Origin of the sequence: Shewanella sp. FJAT-51649 (assembly GCF_019457435.1) — a bacterium.
GTDB classification, from domain to species: domain Bacteria; phylum Pseudomonadota; class Gammaproteobacteria; order Enterobacterales; family Shewanellaceae; genus Shewanella; species Shewanella mangrovisoli.
In genome coordinates this window covers 1819487-1836828 of record NZ_CP080411.1, presented here as the reverse complement: position 1 = coordinate 1836828, position 17342 = coordinate 1819487, and the positions used below count along the sequence as shown (strand labels likewise).

Genomic DNA, 17342 nt, shown 5'->3' with positions numbered 1-17342 from the left:
GTACTACTCCACTCACTAAAAACGGCGCTTAATGCGTAATTTCCCTATTATTCCATCCATTGCAAGAAATTGCACCGCGAAGTTGTCAGCGACATGACGGAGTTTGAACAAGTTCCGGCTTATCTCGCCCCTGGCGGGCTTCAAACAGTATTAAATCGTACTTATCCCGACGCATTTCGCCGATAAAATCGGCCGATAATGCTTTTTTAGGCTTAAGGGATGCGGTATTCAATCGAGCTTTTCCCTTTATTTGTGCTGTTTTTAACGGTAATCTTGCACGGATAACAATAAAACACCTAAAAATAGACGGTCATAATGAGTCGAACTACGCCTATAGTCCATAAAACCCGCACCCAATTAGTTGTAGAAGTGCTCAGAGAGAAAATTCTTTCGGGTGATATAGCCGCAGGAGAACCACTCAGACAAAGCGCCTTAGCCGAAGCCTTACATGTAAGCCGCATTCCCGTGAGAGAAGCCTTACTACAACTGGAGGCGGAGGGGCTGGTGAAGTTCGAACCCCATAAAGGGGCGACCGCGACCGAATTATCCGTTGAACAAGTGACTGAGCTTTTTGAATTACGCGCCATGATCGAGACCGATCTGCTCGCCAAAGCCATACCACGACTTCAAGAAGACGATTTAATCAAAGCAGAACGCGTATTGGAGCAATTGGAATCGGCCTTTAAACATGAAGATGCCGTCGCCAGTTGGAGCGAGCTAAATACACAGTTTCATACCTGTTTATATCAAGCCGCCAATCGTCCACATACGCTAGAGGTTGTCCACGGCCTCAATACTAACTGCGATAGATATATCCGTTTGCAATTGCTGCTCGCAGGAGGTATTCCCGCAGCAGAGCACGAGCACCGCGAACTGCTCAACTATTGCAAACAAAGAGAAACAGAGAAAGCCACGGCGTTGCTGCGACATCATATTTTGCATGCCGCAATGACAATTCGGGATCTCGTCGCCAAACAGGTGGTATAGATCACGGACTGTCATTCGTTATACCGATAAGCTTTGTTGTCGATTTGAGGCAGCACTTCAGGTTCTGCCTTTTTTATTTGAGAGAAAACACCATGCAGTACGCCACTATCACTGGCTGGGGAAAATGTGTTCCTCCCGCCACTTTGACTAACGATGATCTTGCTACTTTTATCGAAACTTCCGATGAATGGATTAAAAGCCGTACCGGGATCAGCCAGCGTCATATCAGCCATGTGAATACCTCTGAGTTAGCATCGGTTGCCGCTAAACGCGCCCTTGCTGCGGCGGGCATTGACGGCAGCGAAATTGATATGATCATTTTAGCCAGCGCCAGCCCAGATACCTTGATCCCGAATATTGCCTCCACAGTACAGGCGAATATTGGTGCAAGTTGCGCAGCTTTCGATATCAACGCAGCCTGTAGTGGCTTTTTGTATGGCTTAGGCTTAGCCAGCTCACAGATCAAGAGTGGCCAATGCAAAAAAGTACTAGTCGTCGGTGCCGAGCGTTTGTCTTTCTACCTCGATTGGTCACGCCGTGAAACCGCAGTGCTGTTTGGTGATGGCGCGGGCGCGGTTGTCGTGGAAGCGACGGATGTGCCAGGCGGCGTGTTAGGCTATGAGCTGAATAACGACCCTGACGGTCGTGATATCCTAAAAGCCGGTTTTGGTACTGCGATGGATAGATTCTCCGCTGAGTCCTTAGATTTTTATATTCAATTCGATGGCCAAGAAATCTTTAAACGTGCCATTAATGGTATGAATAAGTTAAGCACTCAAGTGCTGGAAAAATGTGGCGTCGATAAGGATGAAGTCGACTTAGTGATCCCACACCAAGCAAACGAGCGCATTATCGATACCCTCGTTAGCCGCATGAAGATCCCTAAAGAAAAAGCCTTCGTGAACATTGCTAACTATGGTAATACCTCTGCGGCCACTATTCCCATCGCCATCTGCGATGCATTGGAGAAAGGTTTAATTAAGCCGAACCAAACTATTTTGTCCTGCGCCTTCGGTGCGGGATTAACCTCAGCAGCGCTACTATTGCAATGGTGCGAGCGCGTAACGCCAGTTCAAGTGAGTGATGCTCAGCTGCCACCTTGCGAGTTGAGTGGCATTGAACTGGTTAAACGTGCTGTGGATTATTTCTGTAAGTAATAAATCCCGAACACAGATAAAAGGCCATCTTCGGATGGTCTTTTATATTTTTATCTCTTCAGGTACTCGACGCATTTCATCCCAGTAAATCCCCTGCTTAAAATAGCCTGCGAGTTTTTGATTTAATTCGTTAAAACTTTTTATGGCCACCTCTTCACCACATAAGCATGACCAAACAAATCGATGGCAGTTATTGTCGAACAAATCGTATTCGCGGTATTGATAAATGGCCCGCTCGGCGCGGCTCACCATATCACTGGCAATCAGTGGTTGATGTTGATGATTACAGGCAATATAGATTTGGCTGCCAGTGCGCCCCGCTAAAAAGCGCTTTACCGATACCGCCCTTATCAGCCCTGAGCCATGTAGCTCGACGAGGCAATCATCCGCCAACCAAATGCCCGTATGTTCAATGACCCCAAACACATAGCAGCAGACAATGCTGCCAGGCTGCGGCGAGACTTGTTTAAAGCCCTTTTGCCACTGACTTGGCGCAGCGACCATGGCTTGGCCGCCCGTCGTTTGCCGTGGAGCCTTGCCTAATAAGCGGTCACGCTCAAGCTGCTGGCGCTTTTCACGCTCATCGGCGAGCAACAACGCGCCCATCGCCGCGCTGCCGAGCCAAAGTAACGGTAATGGCATCATCATCCCCTTATGGCATCAGTTATCTGTAAAAGGCATCATTAAGAAATAGCAGGTTAAGAAAGTCGGATGGAGTTTGCGCCCCTCCTTGCGCTCACCTTTGTTTAAGGCCTAATTCTTTAAACCTACAGTTCTTTAAACCCACAGTACTTTAAACCTACCATTCTTTAAACCCACCTTTCTTTAAACCGATAGTTCTAAAGAACTATCGTTCGGTCAGTGTGCCTTAGCCTTTGAATTCTCAATAATAAGAGTGAAGTACAGTTTCACTTAATTGCCAAGTTATCCGTAAAGATCCTCAAGCATAATACGGGTAACTTACCTTTTAACGGGTTATTGAGCTTCTAAGGACTGCGATGTTGCAGTGTAATGGGATAAGCGTGAATTAAAGCTGAAATCGCTAGCCGGAGCACAAACTCAGTCGGCTAGATTGTGAATAGCCAAAACTGAAGCCTTGATAACACAGGCTTCAGTTCAAACGGTGACTTTATTCGCTTCAGCAAGTGGCATGCGCCGCAGCATCACTTAGCATGACTCACGCTTGACATGATCCACGACATCAAGGTGCATCGGATTTCACCTTTGCACCTCAATGGTTAGTCATAAAAGCCTAGCAAGATTAGAGTTTAACTAGCATTTTGCCTTTGTTTTTACCTTCAAACAGGCCGATAAACGCCTCAGCAGCTTGGTCTAAACCTTGATAAACGGTTTCTTCCGATTTTACTTTACCCGCTTGCAGCCACTGCGCCATTTGAGCGATAAACTCTTCAAACTGATCGAAGTAGTCCATCACAATAAAGCCCTGCATGGTTAACTTTTTAGTGTTGATGGCTAACAGATTACTTGGCCCTGGGACTGGTGCCTGCGCATTATAATCGGCAATCATCCCACACACAGGAATGCGACCATATTCGTTTAGCACATTCAACGCGGCTTCAAGATGAGCGCCGCCGACATTCTCAAAATACACATCAATGCCATCGGGCGCAGCGTCGCGCAAAGCCTGAGTTAAATCAGTGACTTTTTTATAGTTAATCACGGCATCCACGCCCAAACTTTGAACCAATTCGGCCTTCTCATCCGAGCCAACCGAAGCAATCACTTTACAGCCATTAAGCTTAGCGATTTGACAGACAACCATACCCACAGCACCCGATGCCGCTGAAACAAACACGGTATCCGTTGGTTTTAACTTAGCGATTTGCATCAGCCCCACCCAAGCGGTTAATCCGGGCATGCCGATAACACCTAAAAAGTATTGCTCAGGAATATTCACCGCAGGCAATAAGGTGAGATCCTGCCCATCACTAATAAAGGCGCTGCGCCAACCGCTGATATGGCTCACTTTTGAACCTACTGGGAATTGTGGATTGAGTGACTCAATCACTTCGCCTATTGCCCCGCCGTCCATAACCGCATCAATCTGGAAGGGTGGAATGTAGGAATCCCTATCCATCATACGACCACGCATATAGGGATCGACTGACATCCAGGTGTTTTTAACCAGCACTTCGCCGGCTTTTAATGCGGGCAACGTCACCTCGACCTGTTTAAAGTTTGCCAGCGTCGGCATACCAACAGGGCGTGATGCTAAATGAATTTGACTGCTTATCATGGGGTTAACCTCTATTACGTCGAACACACAGCAAACTGGAAGTGGAGTGATATGTTGTCGACAATGAACCAATTTATTAGCTTGCAAATAGTTTGCGCACAAACTGTTTGCCAATAAACTACCCACAAGTGACGCACAAATCAACCATTACGCCTAAAAATATTTTGCACACAAACTATTTTTACAGAGTGGAATTTGTTAACATCAGCCTTCATTGTTTATTCTGGGTACGCTTTATGGCTCAAAAATTATCAGACAACGTGTGCTTTGCACTGTATTCGGCGACCAACTCATTAGTGCGAGCCTTTCGTCCCATCCTTGACGAATATGATCTCACCTACCCCCAGTACATAGTGATGCACTCACTCTGGTACGTGAACGACGTAAGTCTCAAAGAATTGTCTAACGATACACGTTTAGATCCCAGCACCTTAACGCCAATCGTTAAACGCTTGGAGGCAAAAGGATTACTCACCCGCAACTTATCCGAGTTGGATGAGCGTAAAAAGGTCATTTCCCTCACCGATAAGGGCCGACAATTACAGGAAGAAGCGACTCAGCTTACGGAGAAATTGGTGGCACGCTCCAACATGAATGCTGAGCGTATCGAGGAGTTACGTCGCTTATGTCTTGAATTAGAAGCGGATTTATCGAAAGACTAGCGAGCCGAATTAGTACGCTTTTAAAGCCGCTTTTTGTGAGCACTCAATTCTAACAACACGGCGTTAAACTTAGAGATTCAATCTAAGAAAACAAGCTGAAGAGATTTTGGGGCAAACAATGGAACGCTAACCTTTAGGGCGCTAACACACCGCTTAGCGTGAGTAAGCTAACAATTCACCCACCTTTAACTCATCGGCGCCGCCCATGCTTGCCACCTGCGCCAATAACAATTCGCCGCAGGCCAATGCGTCAGTAAGGGCGCTGTGGGCGCCATATATCGGCAATCCATATCGCTCACGGCATGCCCCAAGCCTTAAGCTGCCTTCTTTAAGCACTGAGTGTTCGCGTAGCAAACGGTTTTTTTCCAGCAGTAGGGTATCAATCGCAGGCAGTACAATCGCTTGATGATAAATCGACAAGATATCTTGCTGTAAGAAACGGCAATCGAGGGGGGAATGATGCGCAACCAACACATGACCACGGGTTTGCGCCACAAACCATGCCATCGCCTCTTCAATCGTCACCGCCTCGGTTAAATGATTATCGAGGATCCCATGGATGGTCGCACTCTGCCCTACACTGCCCTGAATTTGCACCAGTTTTTGCTGAGCGCCCATCAAGGGAATCGCCCCATTTTCAATCGGCACTAGCCCAATACTTAAGATTTGGTCCTGTAAGGGATTGAGGCCTGTCATCTCCAAATCCATCGCCATCAAGGGCGCCCGACTAATGGGTAATTCCAACAGCGGCACTAAGGATTGGTAATAGTCCTTAAATAGCCGATGCTGACAGCGTAGCGCACGCCAGCGCAGCTTAGCGTTCACCCACCAAGGCCCCATTAAAAGCTCCGCATAAATTTCATCTTCATCCCCGACTGGGCATCATGGACCACCTTAAACGCATCCCGCAGTTGATGCCTCACCAAAGAAGATAGATGGCCGGGTAACAAATAATTACTGATCTTAAGCCCCTGCGTATGTTGGTAGCCTTGATTCGATAAACGCATATGGGCAATAAATTCATGGGCATCGGCCAAATTAAGCGCATCCTTACGATTGAGAATATTGGCGTCCATCAGCGCCCGAATTCGTTTGGCGGTATTCACTTCCTTAATCCCCGCCGACAGCGCATACACGCGGGCGATATCGTTGATTAACGCATTTCCTTTATGTTTTAAATCAATGCCTTTTACCTCACTGCCATCACGCTCTAACACAAATTTTCGAAAAAAGCCTAAGGGTGGCGACTCGACGAGGGAATTGCCCGTCATCCCCGCAAGGAAAATATCATTGTCTTTGGTTTGTGCCAGCACTTTGTCCTGCAGGGCATCGAACAGGGATTGCGGGCCAAAGACTGAACGCATATCAAAGAAAATACTCGCATGCATCAATGCCTTAGGTTCTGGCGTGACCACCCACTTTTCAAAGACCTGCTGCCATTCGTTGAGTGACATCCGCCACTGTGGGTTTTGCGCCATGATATTACCGGGACAAAAAGCATAACCACATTGATCCAGCCCCGCACAAACCGCATGGGTCAAGGCATCGAAATAGCCTTTGGCGTAGTCGTCCATTTCTTCGGACACCAGCAAGCCGTTATCTTGATCCGAACAAGCGGCTTGGTCTTGTCGCCCTTGCGAGCCAAAGGCTAACCAGCAAAATGCCATCGGCGCCTCACCGAGAATTTGCTGATTGAGTACAATCAAGCGCCGCGTTAGCGCATCAGTGACCGAGGTCAGTACCCGACCAATCTCCTCAGCTCTCGCATCGGCACTGATTAAATTTTGCAGTAACAAGGGAATTTGTTTACTAACGCTAATAAGGCTGGCGAGGTCACGCTGCCGCTCAATTTCACCAATCAGCAGCAGGGGCTGTGAACCTTGACCGCGCAAAATGTCGGTACTGGTCACCATGCCAATGGCTTTTACTTCCTCGGTATTTTGCTCATCAATGATCGGCAAGTGATGAATGTTATGCTCACTCATCAATAGCATAGCCTCGAAAATCAACGCATTGGATGAAATCGAAATCGGCGATGTGGTCATGGCTTGATGCACGGCGATTCGGCCATCGAGCCCTGCGGCGAGCACCCGGTTACGCAGATCTTTATCGGTTAAAATCCCCACTAGCTTATGATTGTCCGTAACCAATAAGGACGAAACCCGCGAGTTGCGCATCAAGAGCGCGGCTTGCGTCACACTGGCATGGGCGTCGATCATAATAGGCGAAGATGACATTAAGGTACTGATTCGACTAGTAGTCGTTAAATCTTTCGCCTTAAACCGTGCCTCGTGACGTAAACGCTTGGCAAAGGCGCGGGTAAAAAATTTATCGAAGTGTCGACTCTCGCTTCGCAGTTGGTCAAACAATGCCTGCGGTAGGTGATACACTAGACTGTCTTCAAGAATAGCGACCCGGTTAACCACTTTCTCCCCAGACAACAGCGTCGAAAAGCCAAAAAACTCCCCTTCGGCGACCCTGTCCACTAGCACCCCTTCGGGATCCCGCACCTCAAAGGCGCCGCTGCGAACTAGGTACAATTTCGGCGCATCGGCATCAAATTTCACAAACCCCGAGGCTTTACTGTAGTAACCAACGATCACCGACTTAGCGCAACGTAAGATGATCTCGTTGGGCAAAGTATCGAAGGGGGCTGTGGATGTTAAAAACTGCACAACGGGTTGTAATTCGCTGGCGTTCATAGCAACACCTTATTTTAGGTGAATTTTATCCCACTATAGCGCGCCCAATTGTTGGGCCATATACGACTAAAGTCAGCCTTAAGCTTGCGCTGACTCCATAAAAACAAAAGGACGCTAATGCGTCCTTTTATCTTAATTTAGCTAAGCAAAACCCAGCAGTGATTAATGGCTGCTCGCTTCTCCCGCCCCTTTAGGGAACCGGATAGATTCAACCATATCTTGTACATGGGCAGGTGCCGCTGCGGTCACTTTACAGACAATAGCCGCCACCGCAAAGTTCACCACCATACCGACCATACCGATACCTTCTGGCGAAATACCGAGGAACCAGTTAGCCGCTACGTTAGCCGTTGGGTCTACAAACTTGAAGTAGATGATGTAACCCGCAGTGAACAGTAGACCGATAACCATACCTGCGATTGCACCTTCTTTGTTCATCGTCTTAGAGAAGATACCCATGATGATGGCTGGGAACAGAGAGGATGCCGCCAGACCGAAGGCGAACGCCACTACCGCTGCCACGAATCCTGGTGGGTTAACCCCGAAGTAACCCGCAATCACGATGCCGATACCGGCAGCTAGTCGAGCGTACATCAGCTCTTTCTTGTCAGAGATATTGGGCATCAGGTTCTTCTTCAGTAAGTCGTGTGACACTGAAGTCGAGATAACCAGTAACAGACCCGCAGAGGTAGATAACGCCGCCGCTAAACCACCCGCAGCTACCAGTGCGATAACCCAAGCTGGCAGATTCGCGATTTCTGGCGTTGCTAATACGATGATATCGTTGTCGATCTTCATTTCGTTAGGGCTAGCAGCATCTTCCATTTTGCCTTTGGCATAGTAGATTTTGCCGTCGCCGTTTTTGTCATCCCATTTGATCAGACCGGTTTTTTCCCAGTTTTTAATCCAATCTGGCGCAGTTTCATAGGCAACACCCTTTTGATCTGGACCGTTAATGGTTTCGATCATATTGACGCGAGAGAATGCCGCCAATGCAGGAACAGTGGTGTACATGATAGCAATAAACACCAACGCCCAACCAGCTGACACACGCGCATCTTTCACTTTAGGTACAGTGAAAAAACGCACGATAACGTGGGGTAAGCCCGCAGTACCCACCATCAAAGCGCCAGTAATACAGAACACGTCGATCATGCTCTTAGAACCATCAGTGTAAGGTGCAAAGCCTAGATCCGCAGACAGATTGTTAAGTTTCTCTAACAGATAGACGCCAGAATTATTCCCCGCAGCATCAAGTAACTGAGCACCGAAACCGATTTGAGGAATGATATGACCCGTCATCATCACAGATAAGAAGATTGCAGGCACCATAAAGGCGAAGATCAGTACACAGTATTGGGCAACCTGAGTATAGGTAATCCCTTTCATACCACCGAGTACCGCGTAGAAGAACACCACGGCCATACCGATATACACGCCGGTGTCCACATCCACTTCGAGGAAGCGCGAGAATACCACGCCCACACCGCGCATTTGGCCAGCGATGTATGTAAAGCAGATGAAGATAGCGCAAATAACCGCGACCGTACGAGCCGCTTGTGAGTAGTAACGCTCACCCACGAAATCAGGCACAGTGAACTTACCAAATTTACGTAAGTACGGCGCCATACACAGTGCTAATAATACATAACCGCCCGTCCAGCCCATCAGGTACACACTGCCGTCATAACCGACGAAAGAAACAATACCGGCTAACGAAATAAAGGATGCCGCTGACATCCAGTCGGCTGCCGTTGCCATACCGTTCACTACAGGGTGAACACCGCCACCCGCAACATAGAACTCTTTAGTCGAACCCGCACGGGACCAAATCGCGATCCCAATGTAGAGCGCGAACGACAGCCCCACAATCAGATAAGTTAATCCTTGTACACCCATTTCCGTTCTCCTTAGTCTTCTTGTACGTTATATTTTTTATCTAAGGCGTTGGCTTTTGCCGCGTAGACAAAAATAAGCGCAACAAAGACATACATAGATCCCTGTTGGGCAAACCAGAAACCTAACTTGAAGCCCATGAAATGGATTTCATTGAGTACATCAACCAATAGAATGCCACATCCAAATGAGACTGCGGCCCAAATAGCCAATAGGCCTAAAACGAGACGTAAATTCTCATTCCAGTAACCTTTTGCTTTATCGTTGTTTTCAAATGCCATAGCGACTCCCCTGTGCTGTTTTATTTTTAAGTCTTGTTAAATCTAGCAACAGCAGGAGTGACCACAATCAAGACCTTAGTCTAATTTGCGAAGCGCCTCACATCAGGAAAAATCGAATAGTATTTAAAATCATAAAGTTAACAATGATTTTACATTTTGATGCAAAAGTTATTTTTTAAGCGGCTTAGACCAATGTCGAAGATCCTAAGGCTAGAAACCGATAAAATGACGTGCTAGATGACAGTAAGATTCGACGATTGGTAACAGTAACTGGCTGTGATATAAACAAAATATCGTACTGCATTGGGGTTAGTTGGCGGTCATAAACCCAATTGCTACAGTTCAGATGTCTCAGTAAAATGGTAAAAAATAACCCAGCATCGCTGGGTTATTGGGAAACAGATTGGCGGGTAAGTTTACGCTGCCATAAACACAGCTATCAGCCTTTTACTTGGCGGCTAAGAACTTGACTAGCTCGGCCAATTCTTCAGGTGTATGCACCTTAGACGTCACTAAATAGCGACCATTGACTAATAAGGATGGCACACCCTTAATACCCGATAATTCCGCCTGCGAGTCGTAATTCATCAAAGTAAATTTCGCATCGACAGAGTTCATCGCCGCATCGACATCATCGGCCTTCGCGCCTTGAGCCACAAAGAAAGCTTTTACCTGTTCAGGACGAGTAAATTGTTCACCCTTTTCATGGATTTGTTTAAAAATCGCTTCGTGCACTTGCTTGGTCATTTTCAGCTTTTGTGCAACAAAATAGGCTAATTGACTCAACTCCCACGCCGGACGCCCCGCGCCCACCGGCGTGCGCTCGAAAGCCACATCTTTGCCTAAGAGTTTTACCGTGGAAGCGACAAAGGGTTCCTGCTTGTAGCAATGTGGGCAGTTATAGGAGAAGAACTCTCGCAGCACAGGCTTTTGTGCTTCGTTGATGCCAGCGACAGTGACATAATCCTTCCCTTCTTCAAAACTCGCCGCCTGCAGTGCAAAGCTCGCACTTAACACCAATCCACAGGCCAGCGCCGCCAAAGGTCGAACAAAATTAGTTAGGCTTTTCATATTTTCTCTTCTTATTAGTGACTGCATCATTGAATCGTAAGTCGTTTGCGATACGCACAGGCCATTAAGATACCTCAAAATATGGCCAAGGTTCTTAAACATTTGTTAACAATAGGCGCTAAATCACCCACTAACAGGCCGCCAGCATCGCAAGGGGCGAAACATACTGATACTCAAACCCAAGCTCGCGGACTATCGCATCTCCTAGAATAACTTTGCTGGCTTGTACCTGCTCATTAAATTGCGGCGCCACTAATCCCAAGGACTCGGCGGCAGCCACATAAAATTCACTTCTGGAAGGATGCTCTGGCGCACAAAGATTATAGATAGCAGCAACCTTCTCTCCCTTCGCCTTTGCAGCAATAATCAAGCTCACCGCCGCGACACAGTCCTGCAAATGCACCAGATTGACCGCAACATTGCCGCCCGATACATCGGTTTTACCGGCAAAGAAGCGACCAGGATGACGTTTAGGTCCAACCAAGCCGGCAAAACGTACAATGCAACTATTCGGCTGGCGAGCAAATAAGGCTTCGGCATCCAATAACACCTGTGATGAAGCCGATTCCGCCTGTGCGTCCGCTTCGGTCATCGACTTATCGAGGGAGGGATAAACGCCCGTAGTGCTGATAAACACTATGCCCTGATAGTGCCAGCCTTGGGTTAGCGCAATTAACTGCTGTAATTCTTGAAGATAGGCACTGTTGCCATGTTTGAGGCGCGGAGGAATATTGACGACAAGAAAGTCTGTGTGAAACAAGGCTTTTAAAGCCTGCGCATCGGGGACAACATCAGCCTCATCCCCGAGTTGCAGTTGGAATCCATGGACCCCCGCCTCAGTGAGAGACGCTAACTCCTCTGCGTGGCGTTTAGCGCCAGTGACTCGGTAACCCGCTTGCACTAACTGCTTCGCGAGGGCAAAACCAAACCAACCACAACCGACAACCGCAACACTTTTTTGATCTGCCACACTCAGCTCCATTTCCATTGACCGACACCACAAGGTATTTCGGCCAATAGCATACGGAACTCAGGTGGCGGGATTCAAGCTTGGAACGAGCTAAAATAAAAACTAATGCCTTTATCCATTTGCAAGGTGCGGATCGCGCCCTCGGTTAACTCTTCCGCGCGAATGGTTTTTTGTACTGTCACCCCTTCATCACTTAAAAAGCGTAACGAGGCCTCGCTACCATCTTCCTTACAGGCCCACACCTGCGGCTGACTCACCTCTTTGGTGGTCATTATCACCTTAGCAACAGTGTCGTCGGATAACTTGACGATAGTACCCGGCGGATAGATACCTAAAATCTTAACCAACACCGCAATTAAGGATTCGGCATGTTTACTCGCACGATTTTTAAATAAATAGCCTAATGCCACCTGCGGTGAAGACGCCTGCTCGCCACTAAGCTGCTGATCGTAATCGTTCGCCAAACTCACTATTTGAGTGGTAATAGGGATTTTGGCCCCCGAGAGCCCATCGGGAAACCCTGAACCATCAATAAACTCATGGTGATGCAGTACAATATTCAGTACTTCCTTTGGGAAGAGTCCCGAACGATTCAGCATGTCATAGCCAAAGTTCGGGTGCATTTGCAGGTAATTGGCCTCATGGGCAGTGAGCGCGCCCCGTTTACGGCGGATCACATCTGGGACTTTGAGTTTACCTATATCGTGGAATAGGCTTCCCAAGGCAATATCGCGCAGATCCCGCGCTGGTAAGTCGAGTGCCTGACCTATCATCATGGCTAATACTGCTACCGAGATGCCGTGTTGAGTCACGCTGACATCTTTTTCATCCATTCCGACCAAAGTGAGGAAAGGTTTCTCGACCTCCTGCAAATGGCTGAGTAAATCCTCCACTAAGGCGGCAGACAAGCGATAAGCGCCTTCTGGGTCGCTCACCACTTTGCCATACACATTGCGGCACTGGTTAACGCTCTCTAAAAAACGCTTCTGGCTTAAACGCATCGCCTTACGGGTATCGGCCTTTAAGTCGCGCTCAGGTGGAGCCTCTTCAATCTCCTCGACATTCTCCTCTTCATCCGTCGATTCGAGTTCATCACTACTACCAGAGATCAGATACACATAGGGCACACCGAGTCCGCGGATCATCTCAATGTGAGCCGGGCTACTAATATCCACACGGTTAAATAAAAAAGGGTGATTCGTCCATGACAAAGGCAACTTGACCCTCATGCCAAGTTGAAGTTCGGAAAGTAATAGTTTTCGTTGGGCTGCTTTTGCCACGCAATATGACTCCTTTCATGTACGCAAGACGCATCAAATTTTCGCTTCTTTGGTCGCACATTTAAGCTAAGTACATATAACTATAGATGATTCAACAAAATCAGTAAGCTATAAGTGAAAAAATGCTTATCAAACTGAGGGATAGTACACACAAATTATCCCTCAGTGATTAGATATTAGATAAAAAGCTGAAATTACAACGAGATGACCTTAGTCTTCTTTTACCGACGTTACAGTCTCTTTCGGCCAATCGGCGAGGTAATAGCTGAGGCGTTTTGACTTGTAGACATACAAACCTGACCAGAACAACACTAAGGCGTCGAGGGCTAAACTCCAATGGAATAAAAATTGCCCGTGGATTAATCGCTGCGCGAGTAAGGTCGCATCGAGTAATAATAAAATCCACAATCCCCACTTAAGGTGGACAAACACCGGGCGCAGCCAAGAGGGCGAGCGGCGCCGCTCCGCCAGCACCACAACATAGAGCACAACGGCACCCAGCCCCGCCGCGAGTGCGAGTAAAAAATCAGACTTTTCGGGATAGAAGAGTCGCACTAATTCAGCTCTGTCACTGGCTTGGGTCAGAGAGGCAATAAAAATACACCAGCCACGGGCGAGAAAAGCCAAGATGGCATATAAAAATATCGGTGGTTTGATATGGCCTTTATCATCGAGCCAAGTGATGTGACTAAAATTCAATCGCAATCCATTTAGTAAAAACTAAAGCAATATAAACAAGATGGTGGCGTAACGGCTAAATTCAATGGCTAACATAAATAATTCGAGTACAGCGCTTTAGACCTAGCCATAAAAAAGCCCCGCAAGGCAGGGCTTTATCAATGAAGCGGCAGCGTGTTAGCTATTTGCTGCTAGAAGAGCCAACAACTCATCTTCACCAATCACTTTCACGCCAAGCTCCTGCGCTTTGGCAAGCTTAGAACCCGCCGCTTCACCCGCAACTAAGCAATCGGTATTTTTCGAGACACTGCCCGCCACTTTGGCGCCTAAGGCCTGTAATTGCGCCTTAGCATCGTTACGGTTGAGTTGATTTAAGGTACCGGTTAGCACCCAAGTCTGTCCCTTCAATGGCTGCTCATCGGCGCTTGGCGCAGCAATCGCAGGCCAGTTGACGCCAGCCGCAATCAAAGCATCGATCACTTCTAGGTTATGGGGCTGGGCAAAGAAATGCGCCACATGCTGGGCAACCACTTCACCAATATCTTCAACTTGAATAAGCTGCTCTATGGTGGCCACGCGCAGCGCCTCTAGGCTACCAAAGTGAGTCGCCAGGTTCGCCGCCGTGGCCTCCCCAACCTCACGAATGCCTAAGGCATAGAGGAAACGTGGCAAAGTCGTGGTTTTAGCCGCTTCAATCGCCAGCGCGAGATTAGTGGCCGACTTCATTCCCATACGGTCGAGCATGGTCATCATAGAGGCAGTGAGTTTAAATAAGTCCGCCGGGCTTTGAACCAGCTCTTTATCAATGAGCTGCTCGACAATTTTATCGCCCATGCCGTCGATATCTAATGCCTTACGGGAGGCAAAATGCTTGATCGCCTCTTTACGCTGCGCCTCACAGAATAAGCCGCCGCTACAACGCGCCACGGCTTCACCTTCTAATCGCTCAACTAAACTGCCGCAAACGGGGCAATGTTGCGGGAAGGCAATCGCCTTAGCATCTTCTGGGCGACGCTCAGGCACTATGGCGACAATTTGCGGGATCACATCGCCGGCGCGGCGGATAATCACAGTATCGCCCACCATCACACCTAAACGCTCGATTTCATCGGCATTGTGCAAAGTCGCGTTCGATACGGTCACGCCACCGACGAACACAGGTTTTAGACGCGCCACCGGAGTCACCGCGCCGGTGCGGCCCACCTGAAAATCTACGCCTTCGAGCAGCGTCATTTCTTCCTGTGCGGGGAACTTATAGGCAATCGCCCAACGGGGAGATTTGGCCACAAACCCTAAGGTTTGCTGCTGGGCGATATCGTTAACCTTCATCACCACGCCATCGATCTCAAAGGGTAAGTCGGCGCGGCGAGTCAATATATCTTGATAGTAGGCAAAGACTTGGCTGAGTTCGTCGCAGACTTTGATCTCGCTACTTACGGGTAAGCCCCAAGATTTTAGTTGCTGCAATTGCTCGTAGTGGGTCTTAGCTAATTCGTGAGAAGTCGGCTCCACCACACCTAAGGCGTAGGCATAAAACGACAGCGCCCGTGACGCGGTAATTTTACTATCGAGCTGACGTAAGCTGCCCGCCGCCGCATTACGCGGATTGACGAACAGTTTTTCATCCTTTAAGCGCGCACGCTCATTCAGCGCCTCAAACGCCGCCTTGGGCATAAAGGCTTCGCCGCGCACTTCGACCAATTCGGGATAGTTGTCACCGCGCAGTTTGAGCGGAATCGACTTAATGGTTTTAACGTTTTCGGTAATATCTTCGCCCACGGTACCATCACCCCGTGTCGCAGCGCGCTCAAGCACACCATTGCGATACAAAATACTCACCGCCAAACCATCGAGCTTCGGCTCACAACAAAAACTCACTTCGCCAACTCTGTCGCTGACACGTTTATGAAACGCGCTAAAGTCCGCCTCATCGAAGGCATTATCGAGACTTAACATAGGCTTAAGATGAGTAATTTGCTCAAACTTGGCCAGTGCCATGCCGCCCACTCTTTGGGTGGGCGAGTCGGCAGCAACAAACTGAGGATACTCGGCCTCAAGTTGTTTCAGACGCTGCATTAATCTGTCGTATTCGGAGTCGGTAATGCTTGGCGCATCATCAACATAGTAACGAATATTGTGTTCATTCAGAGATTGGCAGAGCACCTGCATCAATGGCTGCGCATTGTGTGGCGTGACAGCTTGAGAAAGCAGTTCAGATAGGCGTTTATCGAGTTGAATGTCTTGCATATTCATTATCCAGAATTCTTAAGCATCAAAAAGTTGCAAAAAATGAGGCCGCATTTAGCGGCCCCATCTGTCTATCACCGCAGTCTCGCGGCGTTGCATTAAGCGTTTCCGCGAATGCGGTGTAAATAATCTTGCTTAGTAAACTCGCCCCAAGGTTGACGCTGACCATCAAGCACCACAGCGTCGATATCATCCGCCAATTGGCGCGCCGAGTTAAGCATGATGGAGAAGTTCATTAGCGCATCACCGTAGCAAGGTAAGGTCATAAAGAACACCACGCCTTGGGTGCTGAATTGTTCCATATTGTCTGGGTCAAAAATCCCAGGTTTTACCATATTCGCAATAGAGAACAACACCTTACCATTACCCGCATTATCCACATGGCGGTGGAAAATATTCATATCGCCATATTTAAAGTTAAGGGTTAAGAAGCATGGTAGCAATTCGGCACCATTAAGCTGTTGACCTTCTTTTGCCACGACGTGCAGCACTAATACATCGCGTGGCTCACCTAAATCATCATCTGGCTGTTCAGCGACTTGAGGTTGCTCTTCTTCATACGCCTCTTCCTCATCGAACAGGGCGGTTTGCGTAGGCATTTGCACCTGCGCACGTTGCTCTTCGGCGGCTTTTTGCGCCACCATGGCCGCATGGGATTGCCCTACATGGGCTTGGGCTAGATTGGCAGAATGTCCTGGTAATACGGGCTCTTGGCGTGATGCTTTCGGACCACGGTGTTGCTCTTTGGCCGTTGGCGACTGCAGACTAAAATCTGGCTGCGCCATGCTTGGCTCTTGCTTAAACAGTGGCTTAGGTTCAACTTGCACGGGCTCCACGGGTTGCGGTTGTGCTTTGGCTTCTTGCTTTAAATAAGGGTTAAACGCAGGTGCCTCTGGGGTATGGGCTTCATTCGCTTTACGGACTCTGACGGCACCAATACCATCGGCGTCGAAACCATCGGCATCGACACGCTTAGGCGCACCCTCGCCGCGTTCGGCCTGCTTTTTATAGAAATTGCCCATCGGACTATCTTTCAATGACTTAGGTTGTTGTCTTCTGATAGACCAAAATCCATGCACCAGCACAGCAACTATGGCTATGGCGCCTAAAACGAACAATACTAGTTGCAAATCTTCCATTGGTTACCCTGTCTT

Annotated in this window: 15 protein-coding genes; 3 read left to right on the top strand and 12 right to left on the bottom strand. The window is 48.3% G+C overall.

Annotated elements, in window-relative coordinates:
- The first annotated feature begins 315 nt into the window (after window positions 1–315).
- Together K0H59_RS08265 and K0H59_RS08260 are read left to right on the top strand one after the other, a co-directional pair.
- Window positions 316–987, top strand: coding sequence for a GntR family transcriptional regulator (locus K0H59_RS08265; RefSeq protein WP_086904656.1), 672 nt, complete (start codon window positions 316–318; stop codon window positions 985–987).
- A gap of 92 nt (window positions 988–1079) precedes the next feature.
- A complete protein-coding gene (locus K0H59_RS08260) occupies window positions 1080–2144 on the top strand; it encodes a ketoacyl-ACP synthase III (RefSeq protein WP_220055222.1) in 1065 nt (354 codons plus the stop codon).
- A 42-nt stretch (window positions 2145–2186) separates the two neighbouring features.
- Here K0H59_RS08260 and K0H59_RS08255 read toward each other — a convergent pair whose 3' ends face one another.
- Complete coding sequence (locus K0H59_RS08255) at window positions 2187–2786, bottom strand: lecithin retinol acyltransferase family protein (RefSeq protein ID WP_220055221.1); 600 nt, start codon at window positions 2784–2786, stop codon at window positions 2187–2189.
- A gap of 619 nt (window positions 2787–3405) precedes the next feature.
- Window positions 3406–4401 (bottom strand): NADP-dependent oxidoreductase, encoded by a 996-nt coding sequence (locus tag K0H59_RS08250; protein ID WP_220055220.1) that lies wholly within the window; start codon window positions 4399–4401, stop codon window positions 3406–3408.
- 236 nt (window positions 4402–4637) lie between these two features.
- Here K0H59_RS08250 and K0H59_RS08245 point away from each other — a divergent pair, with 236 nt between their 5' ends.
- Entirely contained in the window at window positions 4638–5063 is a 426-nt protein-coding gene (locus K0H59_RS08245) for a MarR family winged helix-turn-helix transcriptional regulator (RefSeq protein ID WP_220055219.1), read from the top strand.
- A gap of 153 nt (window positions 5064–5216) precedes the next feature.
- Here K0H59_RS08245 and K0H59_RS08240 read toward each other — a convergent pair whose 3' ends face one another.
- From K0H59_RS08240 to zipA, 10 genes are all read right to left on the bottom strand, one after another.
- The gene (locus tag K0H59_RS08240) at window positions 5217–5903 is read right to left on the bottom strand and encodes an exonuclease domain-containing protein (RefSeq protein ID WP_220055218.1); all 687 of its coding nucleotides are present in this window, start codon (window positions 5901–5903) and stop codon (window positions 5217–5219) included.
- The gene (locus K0H59_RS08235; protein WP_220055217.1) at window positions 5903–7765 is read right to left on the bottom strand and encodes a DUF294 nucleotidyltransferase-like domain-containing protein; all 1863 of its coding nucleotides are present in this window, start codon (window positions 7763–7765) and stop codon (window positions 5903–5905) included. The genes K0H59_RS08240 and K0H59_RS08235 overlap by 1 nt, the downstream gene beginning before the upstream one ends.
- A gap of 162 nt (window positions 7766–7927) precedes the next feature.
- Window positions 7928–9664, bottom strand: a complete 1737-nt coding sequence (locus K0H59_RS08230; RefSeq protein ID WP_088212110.1) for a sodium:solute symporter family protein — start codon at window positions 9662–9664, stop codon at window positions 7928–7930.
- 11 nt (window positions 9665–9675) lie between these two features.
- On the bottom strand, window positions 9676–9942 hold the full coding sequence (locus K0H59_RS08225) for a DUF4212 domain-containing protein (RefSeq protein WP_011622295.1): 267 nt from the start codon (window positions 9940–9942) through the stop codon (window positions 9676–9678).
- A gap of 447 nt (window positions 9943–10389) precedes the next feature.
- Entirely contained in the window at window positions 10390–11013 is a 624-nt protein-coding gene (locus K0H59_RS08220; protein WP_220055216.1) for a thiol:disulfide interchange protein DsbA/DsbL, read from the bottom strand.
- A gap of 130 nt (window positions 11014–11143) precedes the next feature.
- Entirely contained in the window at window positions 11144–11995 is an 852-nt protein-coding gene (locus K0H59_RS08215) for an SDR family oxidoreductase (protein ID WP_220055574.1), read from the bottom strand.
- A gap of 62 nt (window positions 11996–12057) precedes the next feature.
- On the bottom strand, window positions 12058–13263 hold the full coding sequence (locus K0H59_RS08210; protein WP_220055215.1) for an HD-GYP domain-containing protein: 1206 nt from the start codon (window positions 13261–13263) through the stop codon (window positions 12058–12060).
- A gap of 210 nt (window positions 13264–13473) precedes the next feature.
- On the bottom strand, window positions 13474–13962 hold the full coding sequence (locus K0H59_RS08205) for a DUF2919 domain-containing protein (RefSeq protein WP_220055214.1): 489 nt from the start codon (window positions 13960–13962) through the stop codon (window positions 13474–13476).
- A gap of 156 nt (window positions 13963–14118) precedes the next feature.
- Window positions 14119–16188, bottom strand: coding sequence for an NAD-dependent DNA ligase LigA (ligA, locus tag K0H59_RS08200; protein WP_220055213.1), 2070 nt, complete (start codon window positions 16186–16188; stop codon window positions 14119–14121).
- Window positions 16189–16286: 98 nt separating this feature from the next.
- Window positions 16287–17327 (bottom strand): cell division protein ZipA, encoded by a 1041-nt coding sequence (zipA, locus tag K0H59_RS08195; protein WP_220055212.1) that lies wholly within the window; start codon window positions 17325–17327, stop codon window positions 16287–16289.
- Between the last annotated feature and the right edge of the window lie 15 nt (window positions 17328–17342).